Source organism: Nocardioides aurantiacus (genome assembly GCF_003752505.1).
Taxonomy (GTDB): Bacteria; Actinomycetota; Actinomycetes; order Propionibacteriales; family Nocardioidaceae; genus Marmoricola; species Marmoricola aurantiacus.
The window spans coordinates 197,572-223,189 of record NZ_RKHO01000001.1 but is presented as its reverse complement, the minus strand read 5'-3'; the positions used below and the strand labels follow the sequence as shown (position 1 = coordinate 223,189).

Here is a 25,618-nt window from a genome sequence, read left to right as displayed (position 1 = left end):
GGCTCGCCGGCGCGTGGAGGCGAGGCTACGGACCGACCGGTCAGGAAGCGAGGGGTGAGGCCGAGCGTCCCGGGACGTCGCGGTCGGGGTCGGCGTCCGCGCCTCGACCACGCGCGCGGTCCAGGCGCTTCATCACCGGGGTGGCCAGCACCCCGTGGAGCATCACCGAGAGCACGATCGTGAACGCGACCGTCGACCAGAGCCAGTCCGTGCCGAGGTCGCCGGACTCGCCGGCGGCGTACGCGAGGTAGAACAGGGAGCCGACGCCGCGGACGCCGAAGAACGACACCGCCCAGCGCTCGGGCCCGGTGGTGCCGCCGACCTCGTCGGGGTGGCGCGCCCACGGCGCCAGCGCGACGTACCCCGCCAGCGGCCGCACGACGAGGACCAGCGCGAGGCCCACCAGCACGCCCCGCCAGTCGAGGGTCGCGAGCAGCCCGCGGGTGAGCGCGATGCCGAGGACGAGCAGCACGAACAGCGTGAACAGCCGCTCCAGCCGCTCGACGACCTCGTGCATCGCCTTGTGGTACTCGTGCCCGCGCTCGGCCGAGCGCAGCGTCATGGCGCAGACGAAGACCGACAGGAAGCCGTAGCCGCCCGCCACCTCCCCCACGCCGTACGCCGAGACCAGGGCCGCCAGCACGAGCAGCGACTCCCCGCGCTCGGCCACGCTGGGCGCCTCGGTCCGACGCCGCCCGCGGAACGCCACCTTGGCCAGGGCCCACCCGACCGCGAGCCCGACGAGGACCCCGATCACGACCTTGCCGACGAGGTAGAAGCCGACCCACTCCCACACCCACCCGCCGACGGCGCCCTCGGTCGCCAGCAGGATCGCGGCGTAGACGAAGGGGAACGCCAGGCCGTCGTTGAGCCCGGCCTCGGAGGTGAGGCCGAACCGCACGTCGTCGTGGCCCTCCACGCCGGGATCCTCGGAGCCGGTCCGCGGGCCCTCCACCTGCACGTCGGAGGCGAGCACCGGGTCGGTGGGCGAGAGCACGGCGCCGAGGAGCAGCGCGACGGCGGGCGCGAGCCCGGCGACCCACCACCCCAGCAGCGCGACCGCACCGATCGTGAGCGGCATCGCGACCACGAGCAGCCGCCAGGTCGGCGACCACCCGCGCCACGAGGAGCGACGCAGCAGGCTGAGCGGCCGGTCGATGGCCAGCCCCACCCCCATCAACGCGATCAGCACCGTCAGCTCGGTGACGTGCTCGATCGTGGCGCGGTTGTCCTGCGGGTCCAGCGGCATGCCGTCGGGCAGCGGGGTGAGCCCGATGAGCATCCCGACCACGACCAGCACCATCGGCGCGGAGATCGCCCAGTGGCGCAGCAGCTGGGGCAGGACGACGGCCAGCAGGAGGGCGCCGCCCGCCACGACGTAGACGAGGTCGGCGGTCACCCGTCATCGGTACCCAACCCGCGACCGCGTGCGCGCTCGCGGGGCGCGCGGTCGGTGTCGCCTAGAACACGTAGCCGAAGCGGGCGAGGTCCTCGGCGTGCGCCTCCTGCACCAGCCGGCGCCCCTCGACGTCGTAGGCGCGCCAGTAGGCCCGCTCCCGCTCGGTGACGTTGGTCGGCGGCACGGCCAGCTCGAGCCCGAGCAGCGCGCGGACGTCGTCCTCGAGGTGCTCCATGCGCAGCACCACGTCGGCCTCCTCGACGTGGCCGCGGTTGATCCGTCGGGTGCCGCGCGGGTCGCCCACCGCCCGGGCGAGCCAGGCGGGGAAGTCGAGGGTCACCGCCGCGACGATGCCGTCGACCGCTCCGGGGGTGGTGTGAACCCAGGACTCCGGGTCGCGCAGCTCGTGGACCCAGCGGGTGCGGGTGCGCTCGTGCTCGGCGACGTAGAAGTCGAAGGGGTTGCGCGTGGTCGAGACGACCCGCAGCCCGTGGTCGGCCGGCAGCAGGCCGCAGGCCACCAGCTCGCCGACCGTCCCGTGCTTGACGTCGACCCCGGCCGCTCGGGCGACCCGGACGTCGTCCGCGCCGCCGGGCAGCTCGCGCACCGAGGGCCGCGTCAGGAACGCCTCGCGCAGCGCGGTGCTGCCCGTGCCCGGGGCCGCTGTGAGGACCAGCCCCGCCGCCTCGTCGAGCAGCGCCATCAGCAGGGGTGGGTGCACGTCGGGGCCATGCCGGCATTGAACCCCGGCACGGCCCCGACCCACCTCACCCCAGGGGGGTGCGTGGGCTGGCGATCTCCTCCGACCTCAGCGACCGAGGCCGGTGCGGTCGACCTTGCGGTGGAAGTGCATGCCGGCGATGCCGCCGAGGACCGCGCCGACGAGGCTGGCCACGACGACGCCGACCAGGACGACCACGGCGAGCAGGCTCAGGTCGGACAGGCTGCCGGGCAGCCGGGGAAAGCTGTTGAGCTGCTCGAGCACGTCGAACTTGGCGCCGCCGATGGCACCGAGCACGGCCACGACGATCGCGGTGAGCACGGCCCAGCCGAAGACGGCCGCGCCCTGGCGGGCCCCGTCGAAGCGCGCCATCCGGCCGGCGACGTAGCCGCCGCTGTAGTAGGCGACCAGCACGACCGCGATCACCAGGATCGCGCCGAACCAGCCGATGTCCTGGGTCGAGACGCCGCGGGCCGACGCGGCGTCGGCCACCTCCGAGGCGCTGGAGACCAGCCCGACGCCCGCACCGAGGGCGGCGAGCAGCGCGGTGAGCAGGACGGTCATGCCGGTCGCGGTCAGCCAGCCGAAGAAGGCGCAGACGACCTTGACGCCGCCGTACCTCTCCTTCTCGCGGGCGACGACGTCCTTGCGGGCGAGCGGGGTCTGCTCGTGGGTGCTCATGGGGGTTCTCCTCGTGGGGAAGTCCGAGAGCCGCGAGCGAGGTGCTGCGGCGTACGTCCTGCGTTCCCCGAGAGGTTGAACGCGAAACGATCCGGCGCCGAGGACCGCGCGGACGGTCACCGCGCCCACCGGCGGAGGGGGTCGGTGCAGCCCGATCAGGCAGGTCCGCCGCCCCGGGACGGCGCCTAGCGTGACGAGGACCGCGTCGGTGACCGCACCGGCCTCGTCGAGCAGGAGTGCGCATGCCCGAGTTCCCCGCCCTGGCCCACGTCGCCGTGACGGTGTCCGACCTGGAGGCCAGCCGCCGCTGGTACGCCGCCCTGTTCGGCACTGACCCGGTGCTCGACGAGCTGGAGCAGCAGGGCACCTTCCACCACGCCGTGTTCGCCCTGGCGTCGGGCCAGCTGTTCGGCCTCCACGCCCACGTCGACGCCGCCCCCGGCGAGCGGTTCGACGAGCGGCGCACGGGCCTGGACCACGTCGCCTTCGGCTGCCGCGACCGCGCCGAGCTGGAGTCCTGGGCCGAGCGCCTCGACGGGCTCGGCGTCGCCCACGGCGGCGTCGTCGACGCGCCGTACGGCTCGGGCCTGTCGTTCCGCGACCCCGACGGCATTGCGCTGGAGCTCTTCGCCCCGCCCGCCTGACCGGCTCCACCGCCCGTCGGTCGAGCCAGTCGGTCGAGCCCGTCGGGACCACGTCCGGGCATGCCCGTGGCCCGGACCTGGGTGGGTCCGGACGGGGCGGTCAGGCTCTTCGGGCGCCGGTGGGGATCGGGGCCCGGCTGACCGGGGTCACGTCGTAGGGATGGCCGGTGGGTGAGGTCCAGGCGTAGGACCCGTCGCGGCGGTGGTAGGTCCAGCCGCCGTGGGTCTTGGCGTTGTGGTGCCGCCTGCACAGCGGTGCGAGGTTGGGGGCGGTGGTCTGGCCGGGCGGCCCACCCTCGGCCGGGTCGAGGTAGGGGACGACGTGGTCGAGGTCGCAGCGGCGGGAGTCGACCCGGCAGCCGGGGAACACGCAGTGGGCGTCGCGCTGCAGCACCTGCTCGCGCTGCAGCGGTGGCGGGTCGTGGGCGTCGAGGGCGCGGGTGTCGGCGAGGTCGACCACGGCCCGCACCGAGATCCGGCCGTCGGTGAGCCGGTGGCGGGCGAGCCAGTCGGCCAGCAGCCGGGTCGAGACCGCGCCGAGGCCTTCGACGGACGCGACGCCGCGCTGGTCGGTCAGGTCGGCGGTCAGGTCGGCGGGGGTGAGGTGGACGACGAGGTCGAGCGAGCCGGTGCCGCCGGGACTGGGTGCGGCGTCGGGTCGACCGGACATGAGGTCCAGGGCGTGCTGGGGGTCGGCCAGGACGCCGACGGCGCGGGCGCGGCGTACGTCCAGAGGGTCGGTGTCACCCAGCTGCTTCAGGTCGGCCGCGATCCGGGTCACGCTCTGGTCCAGCAGCTGCGCGTCGGGGGTGTCCAGCGTCATCACGACCTCGGTCGTCGCCGGCGCAGCGCCGTCACGGTGCAGCCACACGCCCCGCTTGGCCAGGGCGTCGTCCTCCTCGGCGACCGCGCGGTCGGGGTCGGCGTGCAGCCGCGCCTCGTGGGCCAGTCGGCGGGCGTCGACCAGCCCGATCCGGTCGGGGACGGCGCAGATCAGCCGGTCGGCGTGCAGGGCTGCGTCCAGGGACAGGTCGTGGGTCTCGTGCGAGATCTGCCGGGCCTGCCACACCCGCGGCCCCGAGAACCCGGTGGCCTCGTCGAGCAGGGTCCACAGCCGCGGCAGCCGGAACGCGAGCTCGAGGGCGTCGGCGATCAGCTGCTGGGCGTGCAGCACCGGCACCCCCAGCGCCGCCGCCAGCTCCACCGGCGCCTCGTGCGCCACCAACGGCGCACCCTCACCCGCCAAAGGCCGCAGCGGTGCCGGGTCGCCGACCAGCCGAATCTCGCCCCACCCGGCGTGCTCGACCACCCCGTCGGCGTCCACCGGGGCGGGGTGGAGCAGCGCCCACTGCAGCGCGACCCGGAGCTGTCGCAGCTGCGCCTCGTGCTCGTCGGCCCGCGCCTCCCAGGCGGCGTCGACCAGACGCGCCTCCCAGGCGGCGTCGACCAGACGCGCCTTCTGCGAACGGGATGCGGGAACCATGGCTCGATTCTAACCGGACTCACCGACACTATCGAACACCTGTTCGTCATGCGGACGGCGGGTGCCGCGCCACCTGCTGGACAGCCCGGACGACCGACGCCAGGCTGTCGCACGCCGAGGACCAACCTCCGCACCCACCCGGAGGTCTCGATCGAGACCCCCGACGACGGCGTGGTGGAGGTGCGGGCAGAAGAGCTCCGGGGCGAGGACCGCGACCGGGCGTGGGAGCGGTTCACGCAGCTGAGCGAGGGGTTCCGCTCCTACGAGGAGAAGACCTCGCGCACCATCCCCGTGGTGGCGCTGCGCCGACGCTGAGGGCTCAGGCGGTGCGCCGGCGGCGTACGACGTGGGCCAGGACCAGCACCGCGACGACGACCAGCGTCGTCACGAGGGCGTACTGGCGCACCAGGTCGAGCAGCTCCACCGCCCGACGCCCCAGGGCGTAGCCGAGCGTCACCACGAGGACCGAGGAGGCCAGCCGCCCGAGCACGTCGAGCGCGACGAAGACCGGCAGCCGCACGCCGGCGGTCCCGGCCGCGGCGTACACCAGCGGGCCGGGGACCGGCAGGAACGGCGCGAGCACGACCCCCGCCGGCCCGAAGCGGTACGCCGCCCGCTCGGCCTTCTCGACCCGGCGCTCGGCCCGGGCGGGGTCGCCCCGACCGGCGCGTCCGCGACCGACCAGCAGCCGCAGCGCCCGGTCGCCCCAGCGACGGCCGGCCAGCCAGTAGAGCCAGTCGGTGAGCACCCACACCGGCACCCCGGCGAGCACGGCGACCGGCCAGGAGACCGCGCCGATCCGCACCTGCGCGCCCAGGGCCACCTCGGCCACGGTCGAGCCGCTCAGCAGGGTGAGCAGCAGCGGGTGGGAGGCGATCAGCAGCGGGATCAGCGGCAGCATCGCCAGGCCGTAGACCGCCCGGAGCCCGATGGCGCTCGCCAGGAGCCCGTCGACCCGCCGGGTCCCCACCGTCACCCGGCCATGGTGTCCGACCGCTGGGCACGTGACCTCGCAGGCCCCCGCGTCGTTGTGGTCGTGGTCACGTCGAAAGGACCCCATGTCCCGCTCACGCCGCATCGCCGCCCTCGCCCTCGCGTCCCTCACCGCCCTGACCGGCCTCGCCGGCGGGGTCGGGGCCGCCTCCCCCGCCAGGGCCGCCGAGTCCGTCGACCAGCGGTTCGACGTCCTCGAGCGACACTTCGCCCTCGAGGTGGGCCCGGGGAACGAGCCCTGCGACGTCGTCGGCGACCTCTACGTCCCGGAGGGTGCGACGTCGTCGACCCGGGCGCCGGCCATCCTCACCACCAACGGCTTCGGTGGCAGCAAGGACGACCAGGCCGGGCTGGCCACGCTGTTCGCGAAGCGCGGCTACGTCGTGCTCAGCTACTCCGGCCTCGGCTTCGGCGGCTCCGGCTGCGAGATCACGCTGGACGACCCGGCCTACGACGGGGATGCGGCCGCCCAGCTCATCGACTACCTCGGCGGTGCAGACGGGATCGCCTTCACCGGCGAGGAGCACACCGAGGCGCAGGCAGTCGCCCCCCTCGACGTCGTCGCACAAGACGGTCCGGGCGACCCCCGCGTGGGCATGGTCGGCGGCTCCTACGGCGGCCAGGTGCAGTACGCCGCCGCGTCGGTCACCGACAAGCTCGACACGATCATCCCGTTGATCACCTGGAACGACCTCAGCTACTCCCTCGGCCCCAACAACACCGACCAGGTCGCCCTGCCGGGCCAGGAGCGGGTCGGTGTCAGCACCGACACCCCCGGCTCGGTGAAGACGAACTGGGCGCTCGGCTTCTCCGCGATCGGCCTGACCGGCGACGTGCAGAACCAGCAGGACCCGATCCCCCGGGGCTGTCCCAACTTCGCCGACTTCGTCTGCCCCGCGCTGGTCAACGGCGCGGCGTCAGGTGCCCTCGACGACGCCAGCGTGCAGGCGTTGCGGCGGGCCTCCGTGGCCAGCTACGTCGACGACGTGACGATCCCGACGCTGATCCTCCAGGGCCAGGCCGACACCCTGTTCAACCTGAACGAGGCGATCGCCACCTACCGGGAGCTCGAGGCGCAGGGCACTCCGGTGAAGATGAGCTGGACCGAGTACGGCCACTCCGGCGACCCTGCCCCGGGCGAGATCGACTTCGAGGACCCGGACTACGAGTCGCAGCACATCACCCGGCGCATCGTCGACTGGTTCGACCACTACCTGAAGCAGGACGACTCGGCCCCGACCGGTCCGGAGTTCTCCTACTTCCGCGACTGGATCGACTACGACCCCACCGACAGCGCCGCGGGCGCCTACGGCAGCGCACCCTCCTACCCCGTCGGCTCGACCTCGACCTACCACCTCTCCAGCACGCCCACGAGCGCGCTCACCGGCGGGTCGCTGGTGACCGACCGCGGCGACGTCACGGCGGGCCGCGAGGCCTTCGTCGCCCCGGGCGGTCCGCTCTCGGCCGCCGAGCAGCTCGACGTGATCAGCTCACTGTTCGAGCAGCCCGAGGAGCTCGAGCCGCGTGCGGAGGAGCCGGGCACCTCGGCGCGCTACGACACCGCGCGGCTGACGCGTGCCGTCGACGTCGTCGGCTCTCCCCAGGTCCGGCTGCAGGTCCGAGCCCCGAGCGCCCAGGCCACGCAGGGAGAGGACACGGGCAAGCTGGTGCTCTACCTGAAGGTGGCCGACGTCGCACCTGACGGCACCTCGACGGTGGTGCGCAACCTGGCGGCGCCCGTGCGGGTCGAGGACGTCACGAAGCCGTTCACGGTCACGGTGCCCGCCTTCGCGCACCGCTTCGACCGGGGCCACCGGATCCGGCTGCTCGTCGCCGGAGCCTCGCCCAACTACCGCGGCAACACCGCACCGGTCCCGGTCAGCGTCACCACCGCCGCTGGCGAGGACTCCACCGAGCCGCTGCCACTGCAGAGCCTCACCCTGCCGACCACCTCAGGTGGCGTCCCCTCCTCCGGGGCCGGCAGCACGCCCGACACGGGCGCGCCCGGCGGCGGGACGGACGGCCCCGGCTCCGGCGGCAACGGCTCCGGCAACGGCAGCGGCAGCGGCAGCGGCGGCAACACCGGCGACGGCTCGGGTGGCGGCTCAGGCAACGGCTCAGGCAACGGGGCCGACAGCGACGGCGGGGCGCAGGCCGCGCCGGCCCCGGGCACCACCACGACCGGGACGACCACGTCGGCCCTGCCCGACACCGGCGGCCCGCGCTGGGACCTGCTGGCCGGCGGCCTCGCGCTGCTGCTGCTCGGCGCCGGCCAGGTGCTGATCGGTCGCCGCCCCACCGCCTAGCGTCGGGGTCGGCGGCCGCTCACGCGGTGGCGGCCGCCTCGCCGAGCGCCTCGCCGAGGATGCCGATCGCCTCCTGGACCTCGGTGGCCGACGTGGTCAGCGGCGGCACGAGGTGGATCCGGTTGCCCGCCGCGAGCGGCAGCAGCCCGCGGCGCTTGCAGGCGGCCACCACGGCGCCCAGCTGCGGGCTGGTGCCGACGTACGGCGCCAGCGGCTCCCGCGTGGCCCGGTCGGCCACCAGCTCGACGGCCCAGAACGCGCCGGTGCCGCGCACGTCGCCGATCCACTCGTGCTCCGCGCGCAGCGCCTCCAGCCCGGGGGCGAAGACCTCCTCGCCCAGGGCAGCGGCGTGCTCGACCACCCGGTCGTCCTCCATCGTGCGGATCGTGGCGACGGCCGCGGCGCACGCGAGCGGGTGGCCCGAGTAGGTCAGGCCCCCCGGGTAGGGGCGCTCGGCGAAGGTCGCGGCGACCTCGGCGCTGATCGCGACGCCGCCGAGCGGGACGTAGCCGGAGTTGACACCCTTGGCGAAGGTGAGCAGGTCGGGCACGACGGCGTCGTGCTCGCAGGCGAACCAGCGCCCGGCCCGGCCGAAGCCGGCCATCACCTCGTCGAGCACGAGCAGGATGCCGTGGCGGTCGCACAGCTCCCGGACGCCGCTGAGGTAGCCCGGCGGCGGCACCATGATGCCGGCGGTGCCGGGGATGCTCTCGAGCACGATCGCGGCGATGGTGCCGGGACCCTCGAGCGCGATCACCTGGGCGAGGTGCTCCAGCGCCCGCTCCCCCTCCTCCTCCTGCGTGGTGGCGTGGAAGGCGCTGCGGTAGAGGTAGGGCCCGAAGAAGTGGACCGTCCCGCTCGCAGCCTGGTCGTTGGGCCAGCGCCGCGGGTCGCCCGTCAGGTTGATCGCGAGCTGGGTGCCGCCGTGGTAGCTGCGGTAGGTCGAGAGCACCTTGGGCCGGCCGGTGTGCAGCCGCGCCATCCGCACCGCGTGCTCGTTGGCGTCGGCACCACCGTTGGTGAAGAAGACCTTGTCGAGGCCCTCGGGGGTGTGGGAGGCGACCAGCCGCGCCGCCTCCGAGCGCGCGGCGTTGGCGTGCTGCGGCGCGACCGTGCACAGGTGGGCGGCCTGCTCCTGGACGGCCGAGACGACCCGCGGGTGCTGGTGGCCCAGGTTGGTGAAGACCAGCTGCGAGGTGAAGTCGAGCAGCCGGTGGCCCTCGCCGTCCCAGACGTGGGAGCCCTGCGCCTTGGTGATCACCATCGGCGCGAGGGCCGCCTGGGCCGACCAGGAGTGGAAGACGTGGCGGCGGTCGAGCTCGAAGGTCTGCTCGGCGTCGAGGTCGACGAGCTCGCTGCGGTGGGTGGTGGTGGGCCCCTTCCGGTCAGACATTGCGCGGGAACCCCAGCTCGAGGCCGCCCTGCGGCCGGTTGGCGGGGTCGACCCAGCGGGTGGTGACGACCTTGCCGCGGGTGAAGAAGTGGACGCCCTCGGTGCCGTGCGCGTGGGTGTCGCCGAACAGCGAGCGCTTCCACCCGCCGAAGGAGTACGACGCGACGGGCACCGGCACCGGCACGTTGACGCCGATCATCCCGACCTGCACGTCGGCCTCGTAGCGGCGGGCCGCCCCGCCGTCGTTGGTGAACACTGCGGTGCCGTTGCCGTAGGGGTTGGCGTTGACCAGCGCCACCGCCTCCTCGTAGGTCTCCACGCGGACGACGCTGAGCACCGGGCCGAAGATCTCCTCGGTGTAGACGCCCATCTCCGGGGTGACGTGGTCGAGCAGCGTGGGGCCGAGCCAGAAGCCGTCCTGCGCACCGCGCGGCCGGACCTCGCGACCGTCGACCACGACCTTGGCCCCCTCCTGCTCGCCGGACTCCACGAAGGAGGCGACGCGGTCGCGGTGCTCCCGGGTGACCAGGGGGCCCATGTCGGCCTCCTTCTCCTCCCCGGTCTCGCCGCCGTCGCCGATCACCAGGCCGCGGGTGCGGTCGGCGATGCGGGCGACCAGGTCGTCGGCGACCGGCCCGACGGCCACGAGGACGCTGATCGCCATGCACCGCTCCCCCGCACTGCCGTAGCCGGCGTTGACGGCCGAGTCGGCCGCGAGGTCGAGGTCGGCGTCGGGCAGCACCACCATGTGGTTCTTGGCGCCGCCCAGGGCCTGCACGCGCTTGCCCCGCTGCGTCGCCTCGGAGTAGACGTACTCCGCGACCGGCGTCGAGCCGACGAAGCTGATCGCCTGCACGTCCGGGCTCTGCAGCAGTGCGTCGACCGCGACCTTGTCGCCCTGCAGCACGTTGAAGACGCCGTCGGGCAGCCCGGCCTCCTGCCACAGCCGTGCCAGCCACAGCGCGGCCGACGGGTCCTTCTCGCTGGGCTTGAGGACCACGGCGTTGCCGGCGGCGATCGCGATCGGGAAGAACCACATCGGCACCATGGCCGGGAAGTTGAAGGGCGAGATGATGCCGACCACGCCCAGCGGGTCGCGCTTGGAGTGCACGTCGACCCCGGTCGAGACGCCCTCGGAGTGACCGCCCTTGAGCAGGTGCGACAGCCCGCAGGCGAACTCCACCACCTCCTGGCCGCGCGCGATCTCGCCGAGCGCGTCCGAGAGCACCTTGCCGTGCTCGGCGGTGATGATCGCGGCGAGCTCCTCGCGGCGGGAGTTGAGCAGCTCGCGGAAGGCGAAGAGGACCTGGGTGCGGCGGGCGAGCGACGTGCGCCCCCACTCCGGGGCCGCGGCCGTCGCCGCGGCGATGACGGCGTCGGCGTCCTCGCGGGTGGCCAGCAGCAGCGAGCCGGTCACCTCGCCGGTGGCGGGGTTGGTGACGTCGGCGCGGCGGTCGCCGGAGCCGGCGTACGACGCGCCCGACGCCCAGTGGGCGATGGTGGTGCTCATGGGGTGGTCCTCTCTCGGGGTCCCCGCCAGTCTCGTCCCGCCCGACGACCCCACGGGGCTGACACCGTGTCAGCTCCTGACTCGGTGTTCTGACACCCTGGAAGGGTGCTGACCGTCGCCGACGTCCTGGAGCTGCCGGTCCTGCGCGCCGCCGACCCCGTCGTGCTGGCCTGGGAGGGGGGCGTGCAGGGCGTCGTCCGCTGGGTGCACCCGACCGAGCTGGCCGACATCGCGCCGCTGCTGCGCGGCGGCGACCTGGTGCTGACGACCGGCGTCGCGCTGCCGGGCGACGACGCGGCCGTCACGGCGTACGTCGGGAGCCTGGTCGAGTCCGGGGCCGCCGGCCTGGTCGTCGAGCTGGGGCGGCGGTGGCGGGTGCTGCCCGACCACCTCGTCGCCGAGTGCGAGCGGCTGGGGCTGCTGCTGGTCGCGCTGCGCCGCGAGGTGCGGTTCGCGGCCGTCAGCCAGGCCGTCGGCGAACGGCTCGTCGACCGCCAGCTCGCCGAGCTGCGCGAGGCGCAGCGGGTGCACGACACCTTCACCGAGCTCAGCGTGGCCGAGGCCGGGCCCGACGACGTGCTCACCGCCGCGCAGCGGCTGGCCGGGGCGACGGTGGTGCTGGAGAGCGAGGAGCACCAGGTGCTCGACTACCGTGCCGGGCCGGGCGACCCGACCGCCTTCCTGGCCGACTGGGAGCGTCGCTCGCGCAGCGTCGTGGTCGCCGACCGGACCACCTGGGACCGCAGCAACGGCTGGCTGGTGACCCGGCTCGGCCGCCGCGAGCGCGCCTGGGGGCGGCTGGTCGTGGAGTCTCCCGACGAGCCGCCGCAGCGGCTCACCGCCCTGGTCGAGCGGGCCGCCGCGGCGCTGGCGCTGCACCGGCTGCACGACCGCACCCGCGACGGCCACCTGCGTCGGCTGCACCACGAGCTGCTGGTGCAGCTGCTCGCCGACGCCTCCGGTCCGGCCACGGCGCAGCGCCTGGAGCTGGCCGGGGTGCCGGTGGAGCGACGCCGGCTCGTCGGTCTCGTGCTCCGCGGCCCGGGCGGTGCGGGCGCGTCGCCCGACGAGGTGGTCGCGGCGACGTTGCGGGCGGCCGAGCTGCTGCACACCCCGCTCCTGGTCGCGGCGTTCGGGTCCGACGTACGCGTGCTGCTGCCGGTGCCGGCGCGCCAGGACCCCGACCGGACGGCCGACCGGCTGGTCGCCCGGGTGCGCTCGCGCGCCCCGGTGGCGACCGCGGCCGCCGGCAGCGTCGTCGACGGCCTCGCCGCCGCCGGCCGCACGCTGCGCGAGGCGGCCCACGTGCTCGCTTCCCTGCCCCCGGAGAACGGAGCCCGGTCCGACGCCCGGTCCGACGCCGGGTCCGACGCCGGCGTGCTCCACCGCCTCGCCGACGTCCACGTGCGCGGCCTGCTGGCGCTGCTGGCCGACGACGAGCGGCTGCGGTCCTTCGTCGACCGCGAGCTGCAGCCGCTGCGGGGGCCCGACGGCACCGGCGGCTCGGCCGCCCGGACCGACCTGCGCGAGGCCGCCCGGGTCGTGGTGGAGGAGTGGGGCAACAAGTCGGCCGCGGCGGCCCGGCTGCGGCTGTCCCGGCCCGCGCTCTACGACCGCATCGCGCGCGTCGAGCGGGCGCTGGGGGTCGACCTGGCCGACGCCGAGGTACGCACCTCGCTCCACCTCGCCCTGCTCGCCGACGACCTGCGGAATTCGTCGTCACAACCCGCTGTGGACTAGCATTCCGCACCAAAGCCCGACGTCGACCCACTGATCCAGCGCAGCACGAGCCGCCACACCCCGACGGAGCCACCATGACCAGCCAGCACCTCCCCGGCGACGCCCCGACCGCGCCCCTGGACCGCGACGTGGTCGTGGTCGGCGCCGGGCCCGCGGGCCTGATGGCGGCCCGCACGCTCGCCGCGGCCGGGCGCAGCGTCGTGGTCCTCGAGGCCCGCGACCGCGTGGGCGGGCGCACCTGGAGCGACGTGGTGGACGGCGCGTTCCTGGAGATCGGCGGGCAGTGGGTCTCGCCGGACCAGACCGAGCTGCTGGGCCTGGTCGACGAGCTCGGCCTGAGCACCTTCCCCCGCTACCGCGAGGGCCGTTCGGTCTACCGCACGCCCGAGGGCGAGGTGGTGCAGTACGACGGCCTCGAGCTGCCCGTCGGGGAGAGGACCGCCGCCGAGATGCGTCGCCTGACCGCGCTGCTGGACGACCTCGCCGCCGAGATCGGGTGCCACGAGCCGTGGGCCCACCCCCGCGCCACTGAGCTCGACCGGATCTCCTTCCACCACTGGCTGCGCGAGGTCTCCGCCGACGAGCAGGCCTGCGACAACATCGGGCTCTTCATCGCCGGCGGCATGCTGACCAAGCCGGCGCACGCCTTCTCGGCGCTGCAGGCGGTGCTCATGGCGGCCTCGGCCGGGTCGTTCAGCAACCTGCTCGACGACGCCTTCATCCTCGACCGCCGTGTCGTCGGCGGCATGCAGTCGGTCTCCGAGACGATGGCCGACCGGCTCGACGTACGCCTCGCGACGCCGGTGCGCACCATCCGCACCACCGCCGACGGCGTGGTCGTCGAGTCCGACCACGTCACCGTCACGGCCCGCCACGTCGTGGTCGCCGTGCCGCCCAACCTCTACAGCCGGATCAGCTACGACCCGCCGCTGCCCCGTCGCCAGCACCAGATGCACCAGCACCTCTCGCTCGGCCTGGTGATCAAGGTGCACGCCGTCTACACGACGCCGTTCTGGCGCGACGCCGGCCTGTCGGGCACCTGCTTCGGTGCGACCGCGCTGGTGCAGGAGGTCTACGACAACACCAACCACGGCGACGACCGCGGCACCCTCGTCGGCTTCGTCTCCGACGAGAAGGCCGACCGGCTCCTCGAGCTCGACCCCGCCGACCGCCGGGCCGAGGTGCTCGCCTCCATCGCCGACTACCTCGGGCCGCAGGCGCTCGAGCCGCTCGTCTACCACGAGTCGGACTGGGCGAGCGAGGAGTGGACCCGTGGGGCGTACGCCGCGAGCTTCGACCTCGGTGGCCTCTCCCGCTACGGCAAGGACCAGACCGCCCCGGTCGGGCGGATCCACTGGGCCAGCTCCGACACCGCCGCCGAGGGCTACCAACACGTCGACGGCGCCCTGCGCCGCGGCCGAGCCGTCGCCGAGGAGATCGCCGCCTCCGCCTGACCCGCGTCACGGGCGTCGTCGCGACCGGTTCCCCCCGGTACCGGTCGCGACGGCGTCCCTCAGCGGATGCGGGAGCGGGTGGTCCTCGTCGTGGGGGCGCTGGCGGTCCTGGGGGTGGTGCGGTCGGTCGTCACGTGGTGGGGCTCCATGCCTGTCGGGGGACGAGTGGGTCCTGCCCAGTCTCGGCGGGGCCGAGGCACACCGGTACTAGCCGGGCGACCCATCTTCGATCCGCGGCTAGGCTGACGCGGCGCGACCCCCGATCCCTCCTCCCGGCGCACGGCGTCCGGCCCGGCACGACAGGTGGGCAGCCCCATCCCCCAGCACGACGACGCCGCGCCCGCCTCCGCGCCCGACCCCCCGCACGGCGACCCGGCACCCCGGATCGTGCTCCTCACGCCCGACTGGTCCCGGGCCCTGGACGCCAGCACGACGTGCCGCTTCCAGCTGCGCCTGTCGCGCGAGGACATCCTCGCCGGCACCACCGCGGTGTTCGACCCCACCGACGACCGGCTCGGCCCGGCGCGCGAGGAGCAGCGTCGTACGGGCCGGTTCGCGGGGCGGCTGCGGCTCCAGCCCAAGGAGGGGACACCCTTCGAGGCCACCGTGTCGGTCACCTCGGTCGACGGGACCGACGTCGAGGTCGCCGGGCCGCGGGACCTCGCGGTGCTGGAGTACGACGTGGACCGCCAGGTGCCGACCGGGCTGGAGCGACAGTGGTCCCGCCACCCCCTCCACCACTCGCCCGACGTCGTGGCGCTCTACGAGGCCGACGGGACGCTGCGCTACATCAGCCCCTCGGTCACCGACGTGCTCGGCTACGCGCCGGAGGAGATGACCGGGCAGGTCACCATCGACCTGGTCCACCCCGACGACGTCGAGCCGATGATCGACGCGATGCTCGCGGTCGGCGGCACCACCGGCCCGGCCGAGCCGGTGGTGTTCCGGGTCCGGCACCGCGACGGCCGCTGGCGCCACCTCGAGGTCATGCTCCGCGACCTGTCCGAGGACCCGGAGGTGGGTGGTTCGACGGTCCACTTCCGCGACATCACCCACCGGGTCGAGCAGCTGGGCGCGAGCTACTTCGACGGCCTCACCGCGCTGGACGGGCCCGCGGCCGGCGTCGCCAACATCGGGACCGACGGCCGGCCGGTCCGCTTCAACGACCGGTTCGCCGAGGTCCTCGGCCGCTCCCGCGAGGCGTTGCTGGGGCTCGCCGACCTCGGCGAGGCCGTGCACCCCGAGGACCGCGAGGGGCACCGGGCCGAGGTGCGGCGCGTGGCCGACGGCGGGTCGCCCCGGGCCCGCGAGTGGCGCTTCCTGCGGCCCGACGGGACGGTGGCCTGGGTCAGCTCGACCGTGCAGCGTCCCGTCGTGGCCTCGGTGCTCTCCGACCTGCTGGTGGTGAGCGTCACCGACGTCACCGCCCGCAAGGACGCCGAGCGGGCCTGGGCCCTGCTCTCCCCCCGCGAGCAGGAGGTGCTCGGCCTGCTCGTCCGGGGACTGCGCAACCGCGACATCGCCGGGGCGCTCCACGTGAGCATCCACACCGTGAAGCACCACGTCCAGAGCGTGCTCCGCAAGCTCGAGGTCACCGAGCGCGCGCACGCCGTGGCACGGGTCGCCCCGCTCGAGGCGCCCCCGGACCCCGCGGCTCCCCGGGAGACCGGCCGCCGCTGAGGGGGCGGGACTCAGCCGCCGTACCGCGCCCGGCCCTGCACGGCAGAGGTCCCCAGGTCGCTCTTGGGCAGCGGGTCGCCCGCCCGGGCCGCGGCCACCCACGCGTCGGTGTCGGCGACCGCCGCGAAGTTGGAGTGGAGCAGCACCATCAGGGTCTCGTGGACCTGCTGGGCGGACGCACTCCCGGCGTCGTTGGCGAGGTGGATGGCCCCCGAGGCGTCCGCGAGCACCTCCGCCGCGACACCTCGGGTCTCGGCGTCGACGGCGGTGGCGATGTCGCAGTTGTTGGTCATGTAGCCCACGACGGTGATGGTGTCGACCTCCTGCTCCTGGAGCCAGTCGGCGACACCGTCGCCGGAGAAGGCGCTCCCGAAGGACTTCGACGCCCGCTGGAACTCAGGCCGCAGCCGCCGCTCCACCTCGGGGTGCAGCGACCAGCCGTGCGAGCCGACGGCGAAGACCGGCGCGCCCTCGGGCAGCTCGTGCTGGAGCACGACGACGGGCAGGCCCAGCTCGACCGCGGCGTCCATCGCCCGCGTGATGTTGGCCAGGGTGACCTCGCGCGGCGGGTGCTGGACCTGCAGCGGGCCGTCGAAGTACTCGTTCTGGACGTCGACGACGACCAGCGCGCGGCGTGGGGTGGTCACGGGGGAACCTCCTGGGTCGGGGAACGGACCACCATCGTCCCCGCCGCGGAGGCACTATCGTGAGTGGCGCGAATGCCGACCTACGATGGATCTGGGACACGCCACGTGAAGATCGCGATCCACGCCTTCGAGGGCATCAGCATGTTCCACCTCGCGGTCCCCTCGACCGTCTTCTGCGAGGTGGGCGCGCTCGGGCTGGCCCCCGGGTGGCGGACGACGGTGTGGAGCACCGACCCCCGGGTGACCACCTCCGAGGGCCTCTCGCTCGACGGCCTCGCCGGCCCCGAGGCCCTGCTCGACGCCGACCTCCTGGTCTTCCCGTCGTGGCACCCGGACCTCCGCCCGCCCGGGGCCGAGCTGTCGTCGGCCGTGCAGGACGCGGTCGACCGGGGAGCACGCCTGGTGGGACTCTGCCTCGGCGCCTTCCCCCTCGCCGGTTCCGGCCTGCTCGACGGACGCGCGGTGGTCACCCACTGGGGCGCGGCGCAGGAGCTGGCGACGCGCTACCCCGCCGTCGAGGTCAACCCCGACGCGATCTACGTCGACCACGGCGACGTGCTGACCTCCGCGGGGACCGCGTCCGCGCTGGACGCCTGCCTGCACGTCGTACGCCGCGAGCTCGGCTCGGAGGCCGCGGCGACCCTGGCCCGTCACCTCGTCGTCGCCCCGCACCGCGACGGCGGCCAGGCGCAGTACATCCGTCGTCCCCTGCCCGAGCCGGACGGCGTGGGGCAGCTCGGCGCCACGATCGACTGGGCGCTGGCGCACCTGGAGGAGCAGGTCACGGTGGAGGCGATGGCCGCGCACGCCGGGATGAGCCGGCGCAACTTCACCCGCCGCTTCGGGGAGGCGACGGGGGCCAGCCCCGCGCAGTGGCTGACGAGCCGGCGCCTCGACGAGTCCCGCCGGCTCCTGGAGCGCTCGACCCTGCCGGTGGGCACGATCGCCGCACGCACCGGCTTCGGCAGCGCCGTCACGTTCCGGCAGCGCTTCGCCGACGCCTACGGCACGACACCGACGTCCTACCGCCGTCGGTTCGCGGTGGACGAGGGCGCCTGAGCAGGGACCGACACGTCGCCCCCGGGACCGGCGTCAGCCGAGCTGGAGCCGGATCGCGAGCCCGAACCCGGCGAGGGCGATGCCCCAGCGCAGCGGCCGCTCGGGCAGCAGCCTCACCACCTGCGGCCCCAGCCACCCGCCGAGGACGGCGCCACCGGCCAGGGGCACGACCGCCGCCCAGTCGACCGGGGCGAGCACGACGTAGGCGATCGCCGCCACCAGGTTGGCGGTGCTGGTCGCGACGTTCTTGACCGCGTTGGTGACCGCCATCGGCTCGGTGGTCCGCAACGCCAGGACGGCAAGCATGATCACCCCGGCGGCGGCGCCGAAGTAGCCGCCGTACACGCCGATTGCGCCGACCACGAGGTGACCGCGCCAGGCACGGGGCGGGCCCGCGGTCGCGCGGCGGGTCTCCGACCACCGCCGCAGCCGGTCACGGAGGAGCAGCAGGGCCGACCCGAGCGCGACCAGCCACGGCACGACGGCCTCGAACACCGCGGGGTCGGTCAGCAGGAGCAGGGCCGCGCCGAGGCCGCCGCCCGTGGCGCAGAGCAGCATCAGCAGCCGCAGGCGCGGCCACTGGCCCACCAGCTCGCGGCGGGAGCCGACGGTCGTGCCGAGCGCGTTGCCCGTCAGCGCCACGGTGTTGCTCACGTTGGCGACCAGGGGCGGCAGGCCGGCCGCGAGCAGCGCGGGATAGCTGATCAGCGACGCGAGTCCGGCGACGGACCCGGTGAGCCCGGCACCCACCCCGGCCGCGACGAGGAGCAGGACCTCCGTGGGGCTCACCCGGGGACGGGCACGACGCCGACCGGGGAGCCCTCGGACCGGGGCGCCACGGCCTGACCGACGTTTCGTATACAAGTACGGATGTCCACGATCCCGTAGTCTGCCCGACATGACCCAGGTGCGGCGGCCGGGCGGAGCGCGCGCGTCGGGCGCCCACGTCGTCTACGTCGAGCTCAAGCGGCGGATCCTCGACCTCGAGCTGGAGCCCGGCGCGCGGCTCCACGAGCCGGCGCTCACCACCGAGCTCGGGGTCAGCCGTACGCCGCTGCGCGAGGCCGTGCGCCGGCTCATCGCCGAGAACCTGCTCGAGCAGCAGCCGACGGGGGCGGTCCTCGTCCCGCTCCTCGACGCCCGCGACGTCGTCGAGCTCTACGACGTCCGCGCCGCGCTCGAGGGCCTGATGGCGGGCACGGCGGCGCGGAGGGCGACCGGGGCCGACCACGACGCGCTGCGCGGGCTGCTCGCGCGCAACGAGGCACTGGTGCACTTCCGCGACGACGCCATGGTCGCGGGCACGGCGATCCACGACCGCATCGGGGAGATCGCCGGCAACGCCTGGGCCCAGCACCTCCACCGGCAGGTCTCGGACCAGATGCGGCGCTACAAGCTCGCCACCAACGCCAGCGAGGAGCGGCGTACCGCCGCGCTGGGCGAGCACCACGACATCTGCGCGGCGATCATCGCCGGCGACGACGTGGCGGCCGCCGACCTCGCCTCCCGCCACGTCCTCGGCGCCCGCGACGTCGCTGTCCGGGCCCTCGGGGAGCCGGGTGCGGGGACGGCCCCGTCCCGTTCCAACGCGCCGTGAGGCGACCACCCCTCGGCCTGGCCAGCCTCTACGGCTCCACCCTGCTGGTCCAGGTCGTCACCTTCATCCTGCGCCCGACCGCGATCTACCGCGCCATCGAGCTGGACGCACCCGCGCAGCTCCTGGGTGCGATCGGCGCCAGCTTCGCCGTGGTCCCGCTGCTCCTCGCCGTGGGCATCGGCACCCTGACCGACCGGCTCGGCGAGAAGTCGCTGATGATCACCGGCGGCGTCGTCCTCCTCGGCAGCACCGCCTGCTTCGCCCTCCTGGGCAGCACCATCCCCGGCCTGCTGCTCGCCACGGTCACCCTCGGCGTGGGGCACCTGTGCTCGGTGGTGGGGCAGCAGGCCTACGTCGCCAACGTCTCCGACAGCTCGCGCTACGACACCGCGTTCGGCCACTACACGTTCGCGGCCTCGGCGGGACAGGCCGCGGGGCCGGGCTTCATCGCCCTGTTCGGGGGACGCTCGGCGATCCCCGACACCGACGCGATCTTCCTCGCCTCCGGCGCCGTGGCGGCGGCGCTGCTCCTCGTCACGCTCGCCCTACCGCGGACGACGGGCTCGCGTGGCCGGACCGGCGACCAGGGGTCGGTGCGCACCCTGCTCCGGCGACCGGGCCTGGTGCGCGCGCTCACGGTGAGCTCGGTGGTCCTGGCGGCGGTCGACATCTCGCTGGTCTACCTGCCGGCCCTCGGAGCCGAGCGCGACGTCTCGGCCGCCACGATCGGGGCCCTGCTGTCGGTGCGGGCCGTGTTCTCGATGGCCTCGAGGCTGTTCCTCGGGCAGCTCGCGGCGCTCCTGGGCCGGGGTCGGCTGCTGGTCGGGAGCGTGGCCGGGGCCGCTGTCGGCATGGCCCTGCTGCCGGCCCCCCTGCCCACCTGGTCGCTGTTCGTCGTCGTGGCCGTCATGGGCTTCGGGCTGGGCGTGGGTCAACCCATGACCATGTCCTGGCTGGCCGACGCCACCCCACCCGGGCTGCGGGGACGGGCGATGTCGCTGCGGCTCACCGGCAACCGGCTGGGCCAGGTCGTCGTGCCGACCGCGGCGGGCGCCTTCGCCGCGAGCGCCGGCGCCGGGGCCGTCCTGTGGGCGACCGCCGCCGCCCTCGGCGCCGTGGCCCTGGCGGCACGCCGGATCCGCGCCCCCGGGACCTGAGCGGTCCGCGCCGCCGCGGACCGGACGCCCTGCCGGGCCGACGCGACCCGCGCCGCCGCGTGGGCGAGCCGACCGTCGTGGGCCAGGCGGGCCGATACCGTCCGGGGGTGCCCAGTCGCCGTACCGCCGGTGCTCGACGACGTCCGACGTCGCAGCGGCGGAGCGGGGCGAGCACGCGACCGCTCCCGGTCGCCGGGCCGGGCGAGCGGGTGTGGGTGCTCGACGTCCCCTACGGGACCCAGGTCGAGGGCGCGGCCTGGCACCCGGCGGTCAGGACCCACCTGTACGTCGGCCGCGCGCTGCCGACGCACCTCGCGCCGTACGCGCCGGGGCCGCACACGCTGGGGCGGTTCCTGGAGAACACGCTCGACCCCGACGGCCCGGCTCACGCCCCGGAGCCGACCGGGGTGCTCGAGCCGCGGCAGCACCAGTACGAGGCGGCCGACGCGATCGCGGCGCGCGCCGCGGCGGGCGGACGTCAGTTCCTGCTGGCCGACGAGCCGGGCGTGGGCAAGACGATCTCCGCGGTCCTCGGGGCGACGGCGGTCGGCGACCTCCGGGGCGCACGACGGGTGCTCGTCGTGGCGGACCGGCCCGCCGCGATCACCATCGGCCACTGGTGCCGCACCATCGACGCGCTGGGCGACGGGGGCCTGGAGTGGGTCGTGATCACGTGGGACCGGCTGGAGAAGGTCGCGGGCCACGACTGGGACGTGATCATCGCCGACGAGGCGCACGCGCTGCGGCGCACGACGACGAAGCGGTGGAAGCACTGGGTGCGGATCTCGGGGCACGGGCGGTCGCACGACACGGCACCGTTCGTCATCGCGACCACCGCGACGCCCGGGCACACGCCGCTGGAGCTGCCCTACCTCGCCCCGGCGTACGCGCAGGTCCACGACGAGCCGATGCGGGGGTGGACGTCGGCGGCCCGACCGGCCGACGCGTTCGCCACCGCGCTCGAGCGCCACGGCGTCGGCGTGGAGCAGGGGCGTCACGGCGCGACCTGGACCACCGACGCGGGGCGGCGCGCGGCCGACCTGAAGCTGGTGCGCGGGTGGCTCGCCGACGAGCGGCCCCCGGCGATGCTGCACCGCGCCGCGCCGTGGGGACCGGTGCCGATCTCCGGCATGCCGGTGGCGCTGACGCCGACGGAACGGGCGGCGTACGACGCCGAGTGGGGCGAGTTCTGCCGCGAGATGGAGATCGCGCGACGCGGTCGCAGCGTCGCGAAGGGCCGCTCCGCGCTGCTGCGCTTCCGGCAGAAGGCCGGGCTGATCCGGGTGGACTCGACGGTCGCCTGGATCGCCCAGCAGGTCCAGGCCGAGCGACAGGTGGCGTGCTCGGTGGAGTTCGTCGCCACCGCGGCCGACCCGATCGCCGACCGGCTGCGCGACTCCGGCATCGACGTCGCCACGATCTACGGCCGCGACCGGTTCGACCCCGAGGCCGAGCGGCTCCGGTTCCAGACCGGCCAGGCGAAGGTGTGCGTGTTCACGACGGTCGCCTCGATCAGCCTGCACGCGGGCGAGACCCTCCCCGACGGCCACCGGGCCAGCCCCGAGCCGCGCGTCGGCGTCTTCCACCAGGCGCGCTTCTCGGGGATCGCCGGGAGGCAGGTGACCGGCCGCACCCACCGCGACCACCAGGTCTCGCCCTGGCACGTCGCGTACGCCGAGGGCACCGTCGAGGAGGAGGTCGGCAAGGTGATGGTCGAGCGGATCGCCGCCGCCTCCGACACGGTCGGCAGCGACACGAGCGGCCTCACCGACCTCGCCCGGCTCCTCGGTGCCGACTGGCTGCCGGCCGCGGCCCTGACCGAGGACGGGACCTGACCGGTCCCCTGCCTCAGATCGCCCGCAGCCCGGCGGTGACGACCACCGCCACGACGACGCACAGCACCAGCGGCCATCGCCGCCAGAGCATCACGCCGGCCACGGCGACGCCGACGGTGTGGGCACCCACCGACCAGGAGCGCCCGCTGGCGAGCACCGAGGTGACGACCAGGGCGCACAGCAGCGTCGGCGCCATCAGCACGATCACGCGGGTGAACCACGTCGGCAGCTCCCGGCCGCCGAGGAGCACCGGGCCGAAGGCCTTGATGAGCGCGGTGAGCGCCGCGCAGCCGAGGATGAGGACCCAGACCTGGGTGTAGGTCAGCGTCACGCCGGCCGCCTCATCAGGCCGATGAGCGCCACGGTGCTGGCGGCCAGGATGGGGATGCCCGGAGGACTGATCGGCACCAGCGCGAGGGCGAGCAGGCCGCCGCCCGCCGCCGCCCGGCGCGACGTCGGGTCCCGGAGCTCGGTGATCAGCAGCGAGAGGAAGAACACCGGGTAGATCGCGTCGAGCCCGAACCGGTGGGTGTCACCCAGGGCGCTGCCGAAGGTCGCGCCCACGACCGACCCGAGCGTCCAGGTGAGGTACTGCGGGACCGTCGTGCCGAAGAGCAGCCACCGGTCGAAGGTGCCGTCGCCGCGGTTGGCCAGCGCCCACGAGGAGTCGACGACGGTCTGGCCCTGCGCCGCCCGCTTCCACGGGCCGCCCGGCAACGACGGCGCCAGCGCGACGCCCATCGCCAGGAAGCGGGTGTTCATCAGGCTCGCCGCGGTCAGCGCGGCCGGGATCCCCCCACCGACGGTGATCACCGAGAGCATCGCGAACTGGGCCGACCCGGCGAAGACGATCACCGAGGTGACGACGGCCTGCCCGACGCTGAAGCCGGCCTGCCGGGCCAGGACGCCGAAGGACAGGCTGAGCAGGAAGCCGACCACCGCGAACGGGACCCCCAGCCGGAGGCCACGACGGAACGCCGTGCGCGCTCCCTCGTCCCCGGCCACCGTCACGCCGGCAGTCTAGGAACCCTCGGTCCCTCCCTTGGCCCGCCGGGGGACGATCGGAGCGTGACCCGACGTCGCCGTACCCGGCCCGCCCTGCTCGCCGGCCTGGCCGCGAGCGCCGCCCTCGTCGCCGGCTGCTCCTCGGGCTCGGGATCGGGATCGGGTGACCCCCTCGACGGCGGTCGCACTGCGGCCGGCGCCCAGACCGACGCGTCCACGTCCGGGGAGGACCGGCCGTTCGAGGTCGAGGAGGTCGACCGGTTCGACCAGCCGTGGGCGATGACCTTCCTCCCCGGCTCGGGCGACCTGCTCGTCACCGAGCGCGACGGCGTGCTGCACCTGCGCGACCAGGACTCCGGCGAGCGGGTCGAGGTCGACGGCGTGCCCGAGGTGGTCGACGCCGGGCAGGGCGGGCTCGGCGACGTCGTCACGGGCCCGTCGTACGCCGAGGACGGCACCGTCTACCTCAGCTGGGTCGAGGCCGGCGACGGCGGGACCTCGGGGGCCGTGGTGGGCCGCGCCCGTCTCGTCACCGACGGCGAGCCGCGGCTGGACGGCCTCGAGGTGATCTGGCGGCAGTCCCCCACGATCGACGGCGACGGCCACTTCTCGCACCGGATCGCGGTCGCCCCCGACGGCCGTCACCTCTTCGTCAGCTCGGGCGACCGACAGCAGTTCGACCCGGCCCAGGACACCAGCAACAACCTCGGCAGCATCGTGAGGCTGACCCTCGACGGCGAGCCCGCCCCGGGCAACCCGCTCGCCGACCAGGGCGGCCTCTCGGCCGAGATCTGGAGCTGGGGACACCGCAACCCCCTCGGCCTGGAGTTCGCCCCCGACGGGACGCTGTGGTCCTCGGAGATGGGACCCCGCGGCGGTGACGAGCTCAACCGCATCGAGGAGGGCCGCAACTACGGCTGGCCCGAGGCCTCCGACGGCAGCAACTACGACGGCAGCGACATCCCGGACCACGCCGACGGCGACGGCTTCGCCGCCCCCGTCGCCTGGTGGGACCCGAGCATCTCCCCCGGCAGCCTGATGATCTACGACGGCGAGCAGTTCCCCGACTGGCGCGGCGACGCGTTCCTCGGCGCCCTGTCAGGCGAGGCCCTCGTCCGCGTCGACCTCGCGGGCCGACGCGCCGGCGAGATCGAGGCGTGGGGCATGGGCCAGCGCGTCCGAGCCGTCGAGCAGGGCCCGGACGGGTCGGTCTGGCTGCTGGAGGACGCCGGCTCCGGGCGGCTCCTCCGGCTCACCCCGACCGAGGGCTGAGGGCCAGGGCCTGCGCGGGCCCACGACCCGATGACTGCTCGACACGTCGGATGTCCGTGCTCGGGGACACGCCCCCGGACGGTCTGCCTCAGAGCACGGTCAGCCTGTCCGCGAGCAAGTGGCACAGCGCTGCGGTCTCACGGCCCTCGAGGTCGTGGGTCACGGCTCCCTCGATGGCGAACGTGACGACCGCGACCTCGGCGTCGCGTCGCGCGCCCGGGACCGCGAGAGCCAGCTGCTGCTCGAAGAGGGCCTCCACCTGAGCGTGGAAGCCGGCGTGCCACCGCGCGATGCCGGGTGAGCGAGCCACGCGGTCGTGCACGGCGGCGATCGGGTGACGCACCGGCCGCAGCCTGTCGACGAGCCACACGAGCTGCCGGGCCAACGGTTGGTCGGCCACGGTCGAGTGCTGCTCGAGGACCAGCTCCAAGAAGACGTCGCCGACGGGGCGACAAACAGCTCGTCCTTGTCGCTGAAGTGCCAGTACAGAGTGTTGGGCGTGAGGCCGGCCCGGCGGCAGCTGGCGGGCCGCGGTGGCGTTCGCGCGTTCCCTGCCCGAGGTCGACGCGACCAGGTCGTGCTCGTGCTGCTCGGCTCGACGGGGCGCGACGAGGCGTCCGGCCTCACCGAGGCCGAGTACCGGTCCCAGGTCCCGGCCCGCATCGGCCTCGCCATCCCCCTCGCCCGGCCCGGCCGCCGAACCAGGGACCTCACCAAGCCCGCCATGTTCTGCGTGTGCGACCACGACACCGTCGCCCCAGCGGCCACGACGCTGCGGCACACCGCCAAGGCGCCCCAGGGCGAGGTCCACCGCTACCAGGCCGGGCACTTCGACATCTACGGCGGTGAGAACTTCGAGCGGGTCATCTCGGACCAGCTCAGGTTCCTGCGTCGCCACGTCCCCTCGCGCCTCGGTGGCTCGACCCAGCCCGACGTCCGCAGAGCCTGACCGCTCGGGCCGTACCCGTCCCGCCGCCGGACATCGAAGCCCACGTGGTTCCCCGCCCGCGAAGGCAGGGTGTCGCGGGCGGCCGCGGGCGGC

General features: G+C 74.7%; 24 protein-coding genes. 12 read left to right on the top strand and 12 right to left on the bottom strand.

The window, feature by feature from the left end; translation table 11 throughout:
- Positions 1–40: 40 nt before the first annotated feature.
- The 3 genes from EDD33_RS01095 to EDD33_RS01085 form a co-directional block, all read right to left on the bottom strand.
- Positions 41–1,399 carry a cation:proton antiporter gene (locus EDD33_RS01095; RefSeq protein WP_123388760.1) on the bottom strand — a complete coding sequence of 453 codons (1,359 nt, stop codon included), beginning with the start codon at positions 1,397–1,399 and terminating at the stop codon, positions 41–43.
- 61 nt (positions 1,400–1,460) lie between these two features.
- Entirely contained in the window at positions 1,461–2,120 is a 660-nt protein-coding gene (locus tag EDD33_RS01090; protein ID WP_148076905.1) for a hypothetical protein, read from the bottom strand.
- A gap of 87 nt (positions 2,121–2,207) precedes the next feature.
- The gene (locus EDD33_RS01085) at positions 2,208–2,801 is read right to left on the bottom strand and encodes a hypothetical protein (RefSeq protein WP_123388758.1); all 594 of its coding nucleotides are present in this window, start codon (positions 2,799–2,801) and stop codon (positions 2,208–2,210) included.
- A 242-nt stretch (positions 2,802–3,043) separates the two neighbouring features.
- Here EDD33_RS01085 and EDD33_RS01080 point away from each other — a divergent pair, with 242 nt between their 5' ends.
- Positions 3,044–3,445 (top strand): VOC family protein, encoded by a 402-nt coding sequence (locus EDD33_RS01080; protein WP_123392859.1) that lies wholly within the window; start codon positions 3,044–3,046, stop codon positions 3,443–3,445.
- A gap of 100 nt (positions 3,446–3,545) precedes the next feature.
- Here EDD33_RS01080 and EDD33_RS01075 read toward each other — a convergent pair whose 3' ends face one another.
- Positions 3,546–4,928: an HNH endonuclease signature motif containing protein gene (locus EDD33_RS01075; protein WP_123388757.1), complete on the bottom strand. Its 1,383-nt coding sequence runs from the start codon at positions 4,926–4,928 to the stop codon at positions 3,546–3,548.
- A 48-nt stretch (positions 4,929–4,976) separates the two neighbouring features.
- Between EDD33_RS01075 and EDD33_RS20635 the strand changes: the two genes are divergently transcribed.
- On the top strand, positions 4,977–5,243 hold the full coding sequence (locus EDD33_RS20635; RefSeq protein WP_123388756.1) for a nitroreductase/quinone reductase family protein: 267 nt from the start codon (positions 4,977–4,979) through the stop codon (positions 5,241–5,243).
- Positions 5,244–5,247: 4 nt separating this feature from the next.
- Here EDD33_RS20635 and EDD33_RS01065 read toward each other — a convergent pair whose 3' ends face one another.
- On the bottom strand, positions 5,248–5,904 hold the full coding sequence (locus EDD33_RS01065; RefSeq protein ID WP_170169666.1) for a DedA family protein: 657 nt from the start codon (positions 5,902–5,904) through the stop codon (positions 5,248–5,250).
- 82 nt (positions 5,905–5,986) lie between these two features.
- Here EDD33_RS01065 and EDD33_RS01060 point away from each other — a divergent pair, with 82 nt between their 5' ends.
- Positions 5,987–8,227: a CocE/NonD family hydrolase gene (locus EDD33_RS01060; protein ID WP_211332369.1), complete on the top strand. Its 2,241-nt coding sequence runs from the start codon at positions 5,987–5,989 to the stop codon at positions 8,225–8,227.
- A 19-nt stretch (positions 8,228–8,246) separates the two neighbouring features.
- On the opposite strand, the gene EDD33_RS01055 is transcribed toward EDD33_RS01060, so the two are convergent.
- Together EDD33_RS01055 and EDD33_RS01050 are read right to left on the bottom strand one after the other, a co-directional pair.
- Positions 8,247–9,620, bottom strand: coding sequence for an aspartate aminotransferase family protein (locus EDD33_RS01055; protein ID WP_123388755.1), 1,374 nt, complete (start codon positions 9,618–9,620; stop codon positions 8,247–8,249).
- On the bottom strand, positions 9,613–11,130 hold the full coding sequence (locus tag EDD33_RS01050; protein ID WP_123388754.1) for a CoA-acylating methylmalonate-semialdehyde dehydrogenase: 1,518 nt from the start codon (positions 11,128–11,130) through the stop codon (positions 9,613–9,615). The genes EDD33_RS01055 and EDD33_RS01050 overlap by 8 nt, the downstream gene beginning before the upstream one ends.
- Before the next feature lie 105 nt (positions 11,131–11,235).
- Between EDD33_RS01050 and EDD33_RS01045 the strand changes: the two genes are divergently transcribed.
- The 3 genes from EDD33_RS01045 (at position 11,236) to EDD33_RS01035 (ending at position 16,004) form a co-directional block, all read left to right on the top strand.
- Positions 11,236–12,870: a PucR family transcriptional regulator gene (locus EDD33_RS01045; protein ID WP_246003299.1), complete on the top strand. Its 1,635-nt coding sequence runs from the start codon at positions 11,236–11,238 to the stop codon at positions 12,868–12,870.
- 74 nt (positions 12,871–12,944) lie between these two features.
- Positions 12,945–14,324, top strand: a complete 1,380-nt coding sequence (locus tag EDD33_RS01040; protein ID WP_123388753.1) for a flavin monoamine oxidase family protein — start codon at positions 12,945–12,947, stop codon at positions 14,322–14,324.
- 303 nt (positions 14,325–14,627) lie between these two features.
- Positions 14,628–16,004 (top strand): PAS domain S-box protein, encoded by a 1,377-nt coding sequence (locus EDD33_RS01035; protein WP_123388752.1) that lies wholly within the window; start codon positions 14,628–14,630, stop codon positions 16,002–16,004.
- An 11-nt stretch (positions 16,005–16,015) separates the two neighbouring features.
- Here EDD33_RS01035 and EDD33_RS01030 read toward each other — a convergent pair whose 3' ends face one another.
- Positions 16,016–16,651 carry an isochorismatase family protein gene (locus tag EDD33_RS01030; RefSeq protein WP_123388751.1) on the bottom strand — a complete coding sequence of 212 codons (636 nt, stop codon included), beginning with the start codon at positions 16,649–16,651 and terminating at the stop codon, positions 16,016–16,018.
- Positions 16,652–16,756: 105 nt separating this feature from the next.
- Between EDD33_RS01030 and EDD33_RS01025 the strand changes: the two genes are divergently transcribed.
- Positions 16,757–17,710: a GlxA family transcriptional regulator gene (locus EDD33_RS01025; RefSeq protein ID WP_123388750.1), complete on the top strand. Its 954-nt coding sequence runs from the start codon at positions 16,757–16,759 to the stop codon at positions 17,708–17,710.
- A gap of 33 nt (positions 17,711–17,743) precedes the next feature.
- Here the strand turns inward: EDD33_RS01025 and EDD33_RS01020 are convergent, their stop codons facing one another.
- Positions 17,744–18,499, bottom strand: a complete 756-nt coding sequence (locus EDD33_RS01020; protein ID WP_246003298.1) for a sulfite exporter TauE/SafE family protein — start codon at positions 18,497–18,499, stop codon at positions 17,744–17,746.
- A gap of 109 nt (positions 18,500–18,608) precedes the next feature.
- Between EDD33_RS01020 and EDD33_RS01015 the strand changes: the two genes are divergently transcribed.
- The 3 genes from EDD33_RS01015 (at position 18,609) to EDD33_RS01005 (ending at position 22,299) form a co-directional block, all read left to right on the top strand.
- Positions 18,609–19,307 carry a GntR family transcriptional regulator gene (locus EDD33_RS01015; RefSeq protein ID WP_123388748.1) on the top strand — a complete coding sequence of 233 codons (699 nt, stop codon included), beginning with the start codon at positions 18,609–18,611 and terminating at the stop codon, positions 19,305–19,307.
- A complete protein-coding gene (locus tag EDD33_RS01010) occupies positions 19,304–20,464 on the top strand; it encodes an MFS transporter (RefSeq protein WP_123388747.1) in 1,161 nt (386 codons plus the stop codon). Before EDD33_RS01015 ends, EDD33_RS01010 begins: the two co-directional genes overlap by 4 nt.
- Positions 20,465–20,571: 107 nt before the next feature.
- Entirely contained in the window at positions 20,572–22,299 is a 1,728-nt protein-coding gene (locus EDD33_RS01005; RefSeq protein ID WP_123392855.1) for a DEAD/DEAH box helicase, read from the top strand.
- A gap of 13 nt (positions 22,300–22,312) precedes the next feature.
- On the opposite strand, the gene EDD33_RS01000 is transcribed toward EDD33_RS01005, so the two are convergent.
- Both EDD33_RS01000 and EDD33_RS00995 read right to left on the bottom strand, forming a co-directional pair.
- Complete coding sequence (locus EDD33_RS01000; RefSeq protein WP_246003297.1) at positions 22,313–22,630, bottom strand: AzlD domain-containing protein; 318 nt, start codon at positions 22,628–22,630, stop codon at positions 22,313–22,315.
- On the bottom strand, positions 22,627–23,310 hold the full coding sequence (locus tag EDD33_RS00995; protein ID WP_246003296.1) for an AzlC family ABC transporter permease: 684 nt from the start codon (positions 23,308–23,310) through the stop codon (positions 22,627–22,629). Before EDD33_RS00995 ends, EDD33_RS01000 begins: the two co-directional genes overlap by 4 nt.
- 57 nt (positions 23,311–23,367) lie before the next feature.
- On the opposite strand from EDD33_RS00995, the gene EDD33_RS00990 reads away from it, so the two are divergent.
- Positions 23,368–24,576 (top strand): PQQ-dependent sugar dehydrogenase, encoded by a 1,209-nt coding sequence (locus EDD33_RS00990; protein WP_246003295.1) that lies wholly within the window; start codon positions 23,368–23,370, stop codon positions 24,574–24,576.
- An 88-nt stretch (positions 24,577–24,664) separates the two neighbouring features.
- Here EDD33_RS00990 and EDD33_RS20440 read toward each other — a convergent pair whose 3' ends face one another.
- Positions 24,665–24,976, bottom strand: coding sequence for a hypothetical protein (locus EDD33_RS20440; RefSeq protein ID WP_246003294.1), 312 nt, complete (start codon positions 24,974–24,976; stop codon positions 24,665–24,667).
- A gap of 99 nt (positions 24,977–25,075) precedes the next feature.
- On the opposite strand from EDD33_RS20440, the gene EDD33_RS19860 reads away from it, so the two are divergent.
- Complete coding sequence (locus EDD33_RS19860; protein WP_246003293.1) at positions 25,076–25,525, top strand: hypothetical protein; 450 nt, start codon at positions 25,076–25,078, stop codon at positions 25,523–25,525.
- Positions 25,526–25,618 lie beyond the last annotated feature (93 nt).

Excerpts from the sequence above, each read along its gene's own strand:
- EDD33_RS01085 (WP_123388758.1), bottom strand. The coding sequence starts at position 2,801 with ATGAGCACCCACGAGCAGACCCCGCTCGCCCGCAAGGACGTCGTCGCC.
- EDD33_RS01080 (WP_123392859.1), top strand. The coding sequence starts at position 3,044 with ATGCCCGAGTTCCCCGCCCTGGCCCACGTCGCCGTGACGGTGTCCGAC.
- EDD33_RS01015 (WP_123388748.1), top strand. The coding sequence starts at position 18,609 with ATGACCCAGGTGCGGCGGCCGGGCGGAGCGCGCGCGTCGGGCGCCCAC.
- EDD33_RS01075 (WP_123388757.1), bottom strand. The coding sequence starts at position 4,928 with ATGGTTCCCGCATCCCGTTCGCAGAAGGCGCGTCTGGTCGACGCCGCC.
- EDD33_RS01050 (WP_123388754.1), bottom strand. The coding sequence starts at position 11,130 with ATGAGCACCACCATCGCCCACTGGGCGTCGGGCGCGTCGTACGCCGGC.
- EDD33_RS01055 (WP_123388755.1), bottom strand. The coding sequence starts at position 9,620 with ATGTCTGACCGGAAGGGGCCCACCACCACCCACCGCAGCGAGCTCGTC.
- EDD33_RS20635 (WP_123388756.1), top strand. The coding sequence starts at position 4,977 with ATGCGGACGGCGGGTGCCGCGCCACCTGCTGGACAGCCCGGACGACCG.
- EDD33_RS01040 (WP_123388753.1), top strand. The coding sequence starts at position 12,945 with ATGACCAGCCAGCACCTCCCCGGCGACGCCCCGACCGCGCCCCTGGAC.
- EDD33_RS01060 (WP_211332369.1), top strand. The coding sequence starts at position 5,987 with ATGTCCCGCTCACGCCGCATCGCCGCCCTCGCCCTCGCGTCCCTCACC.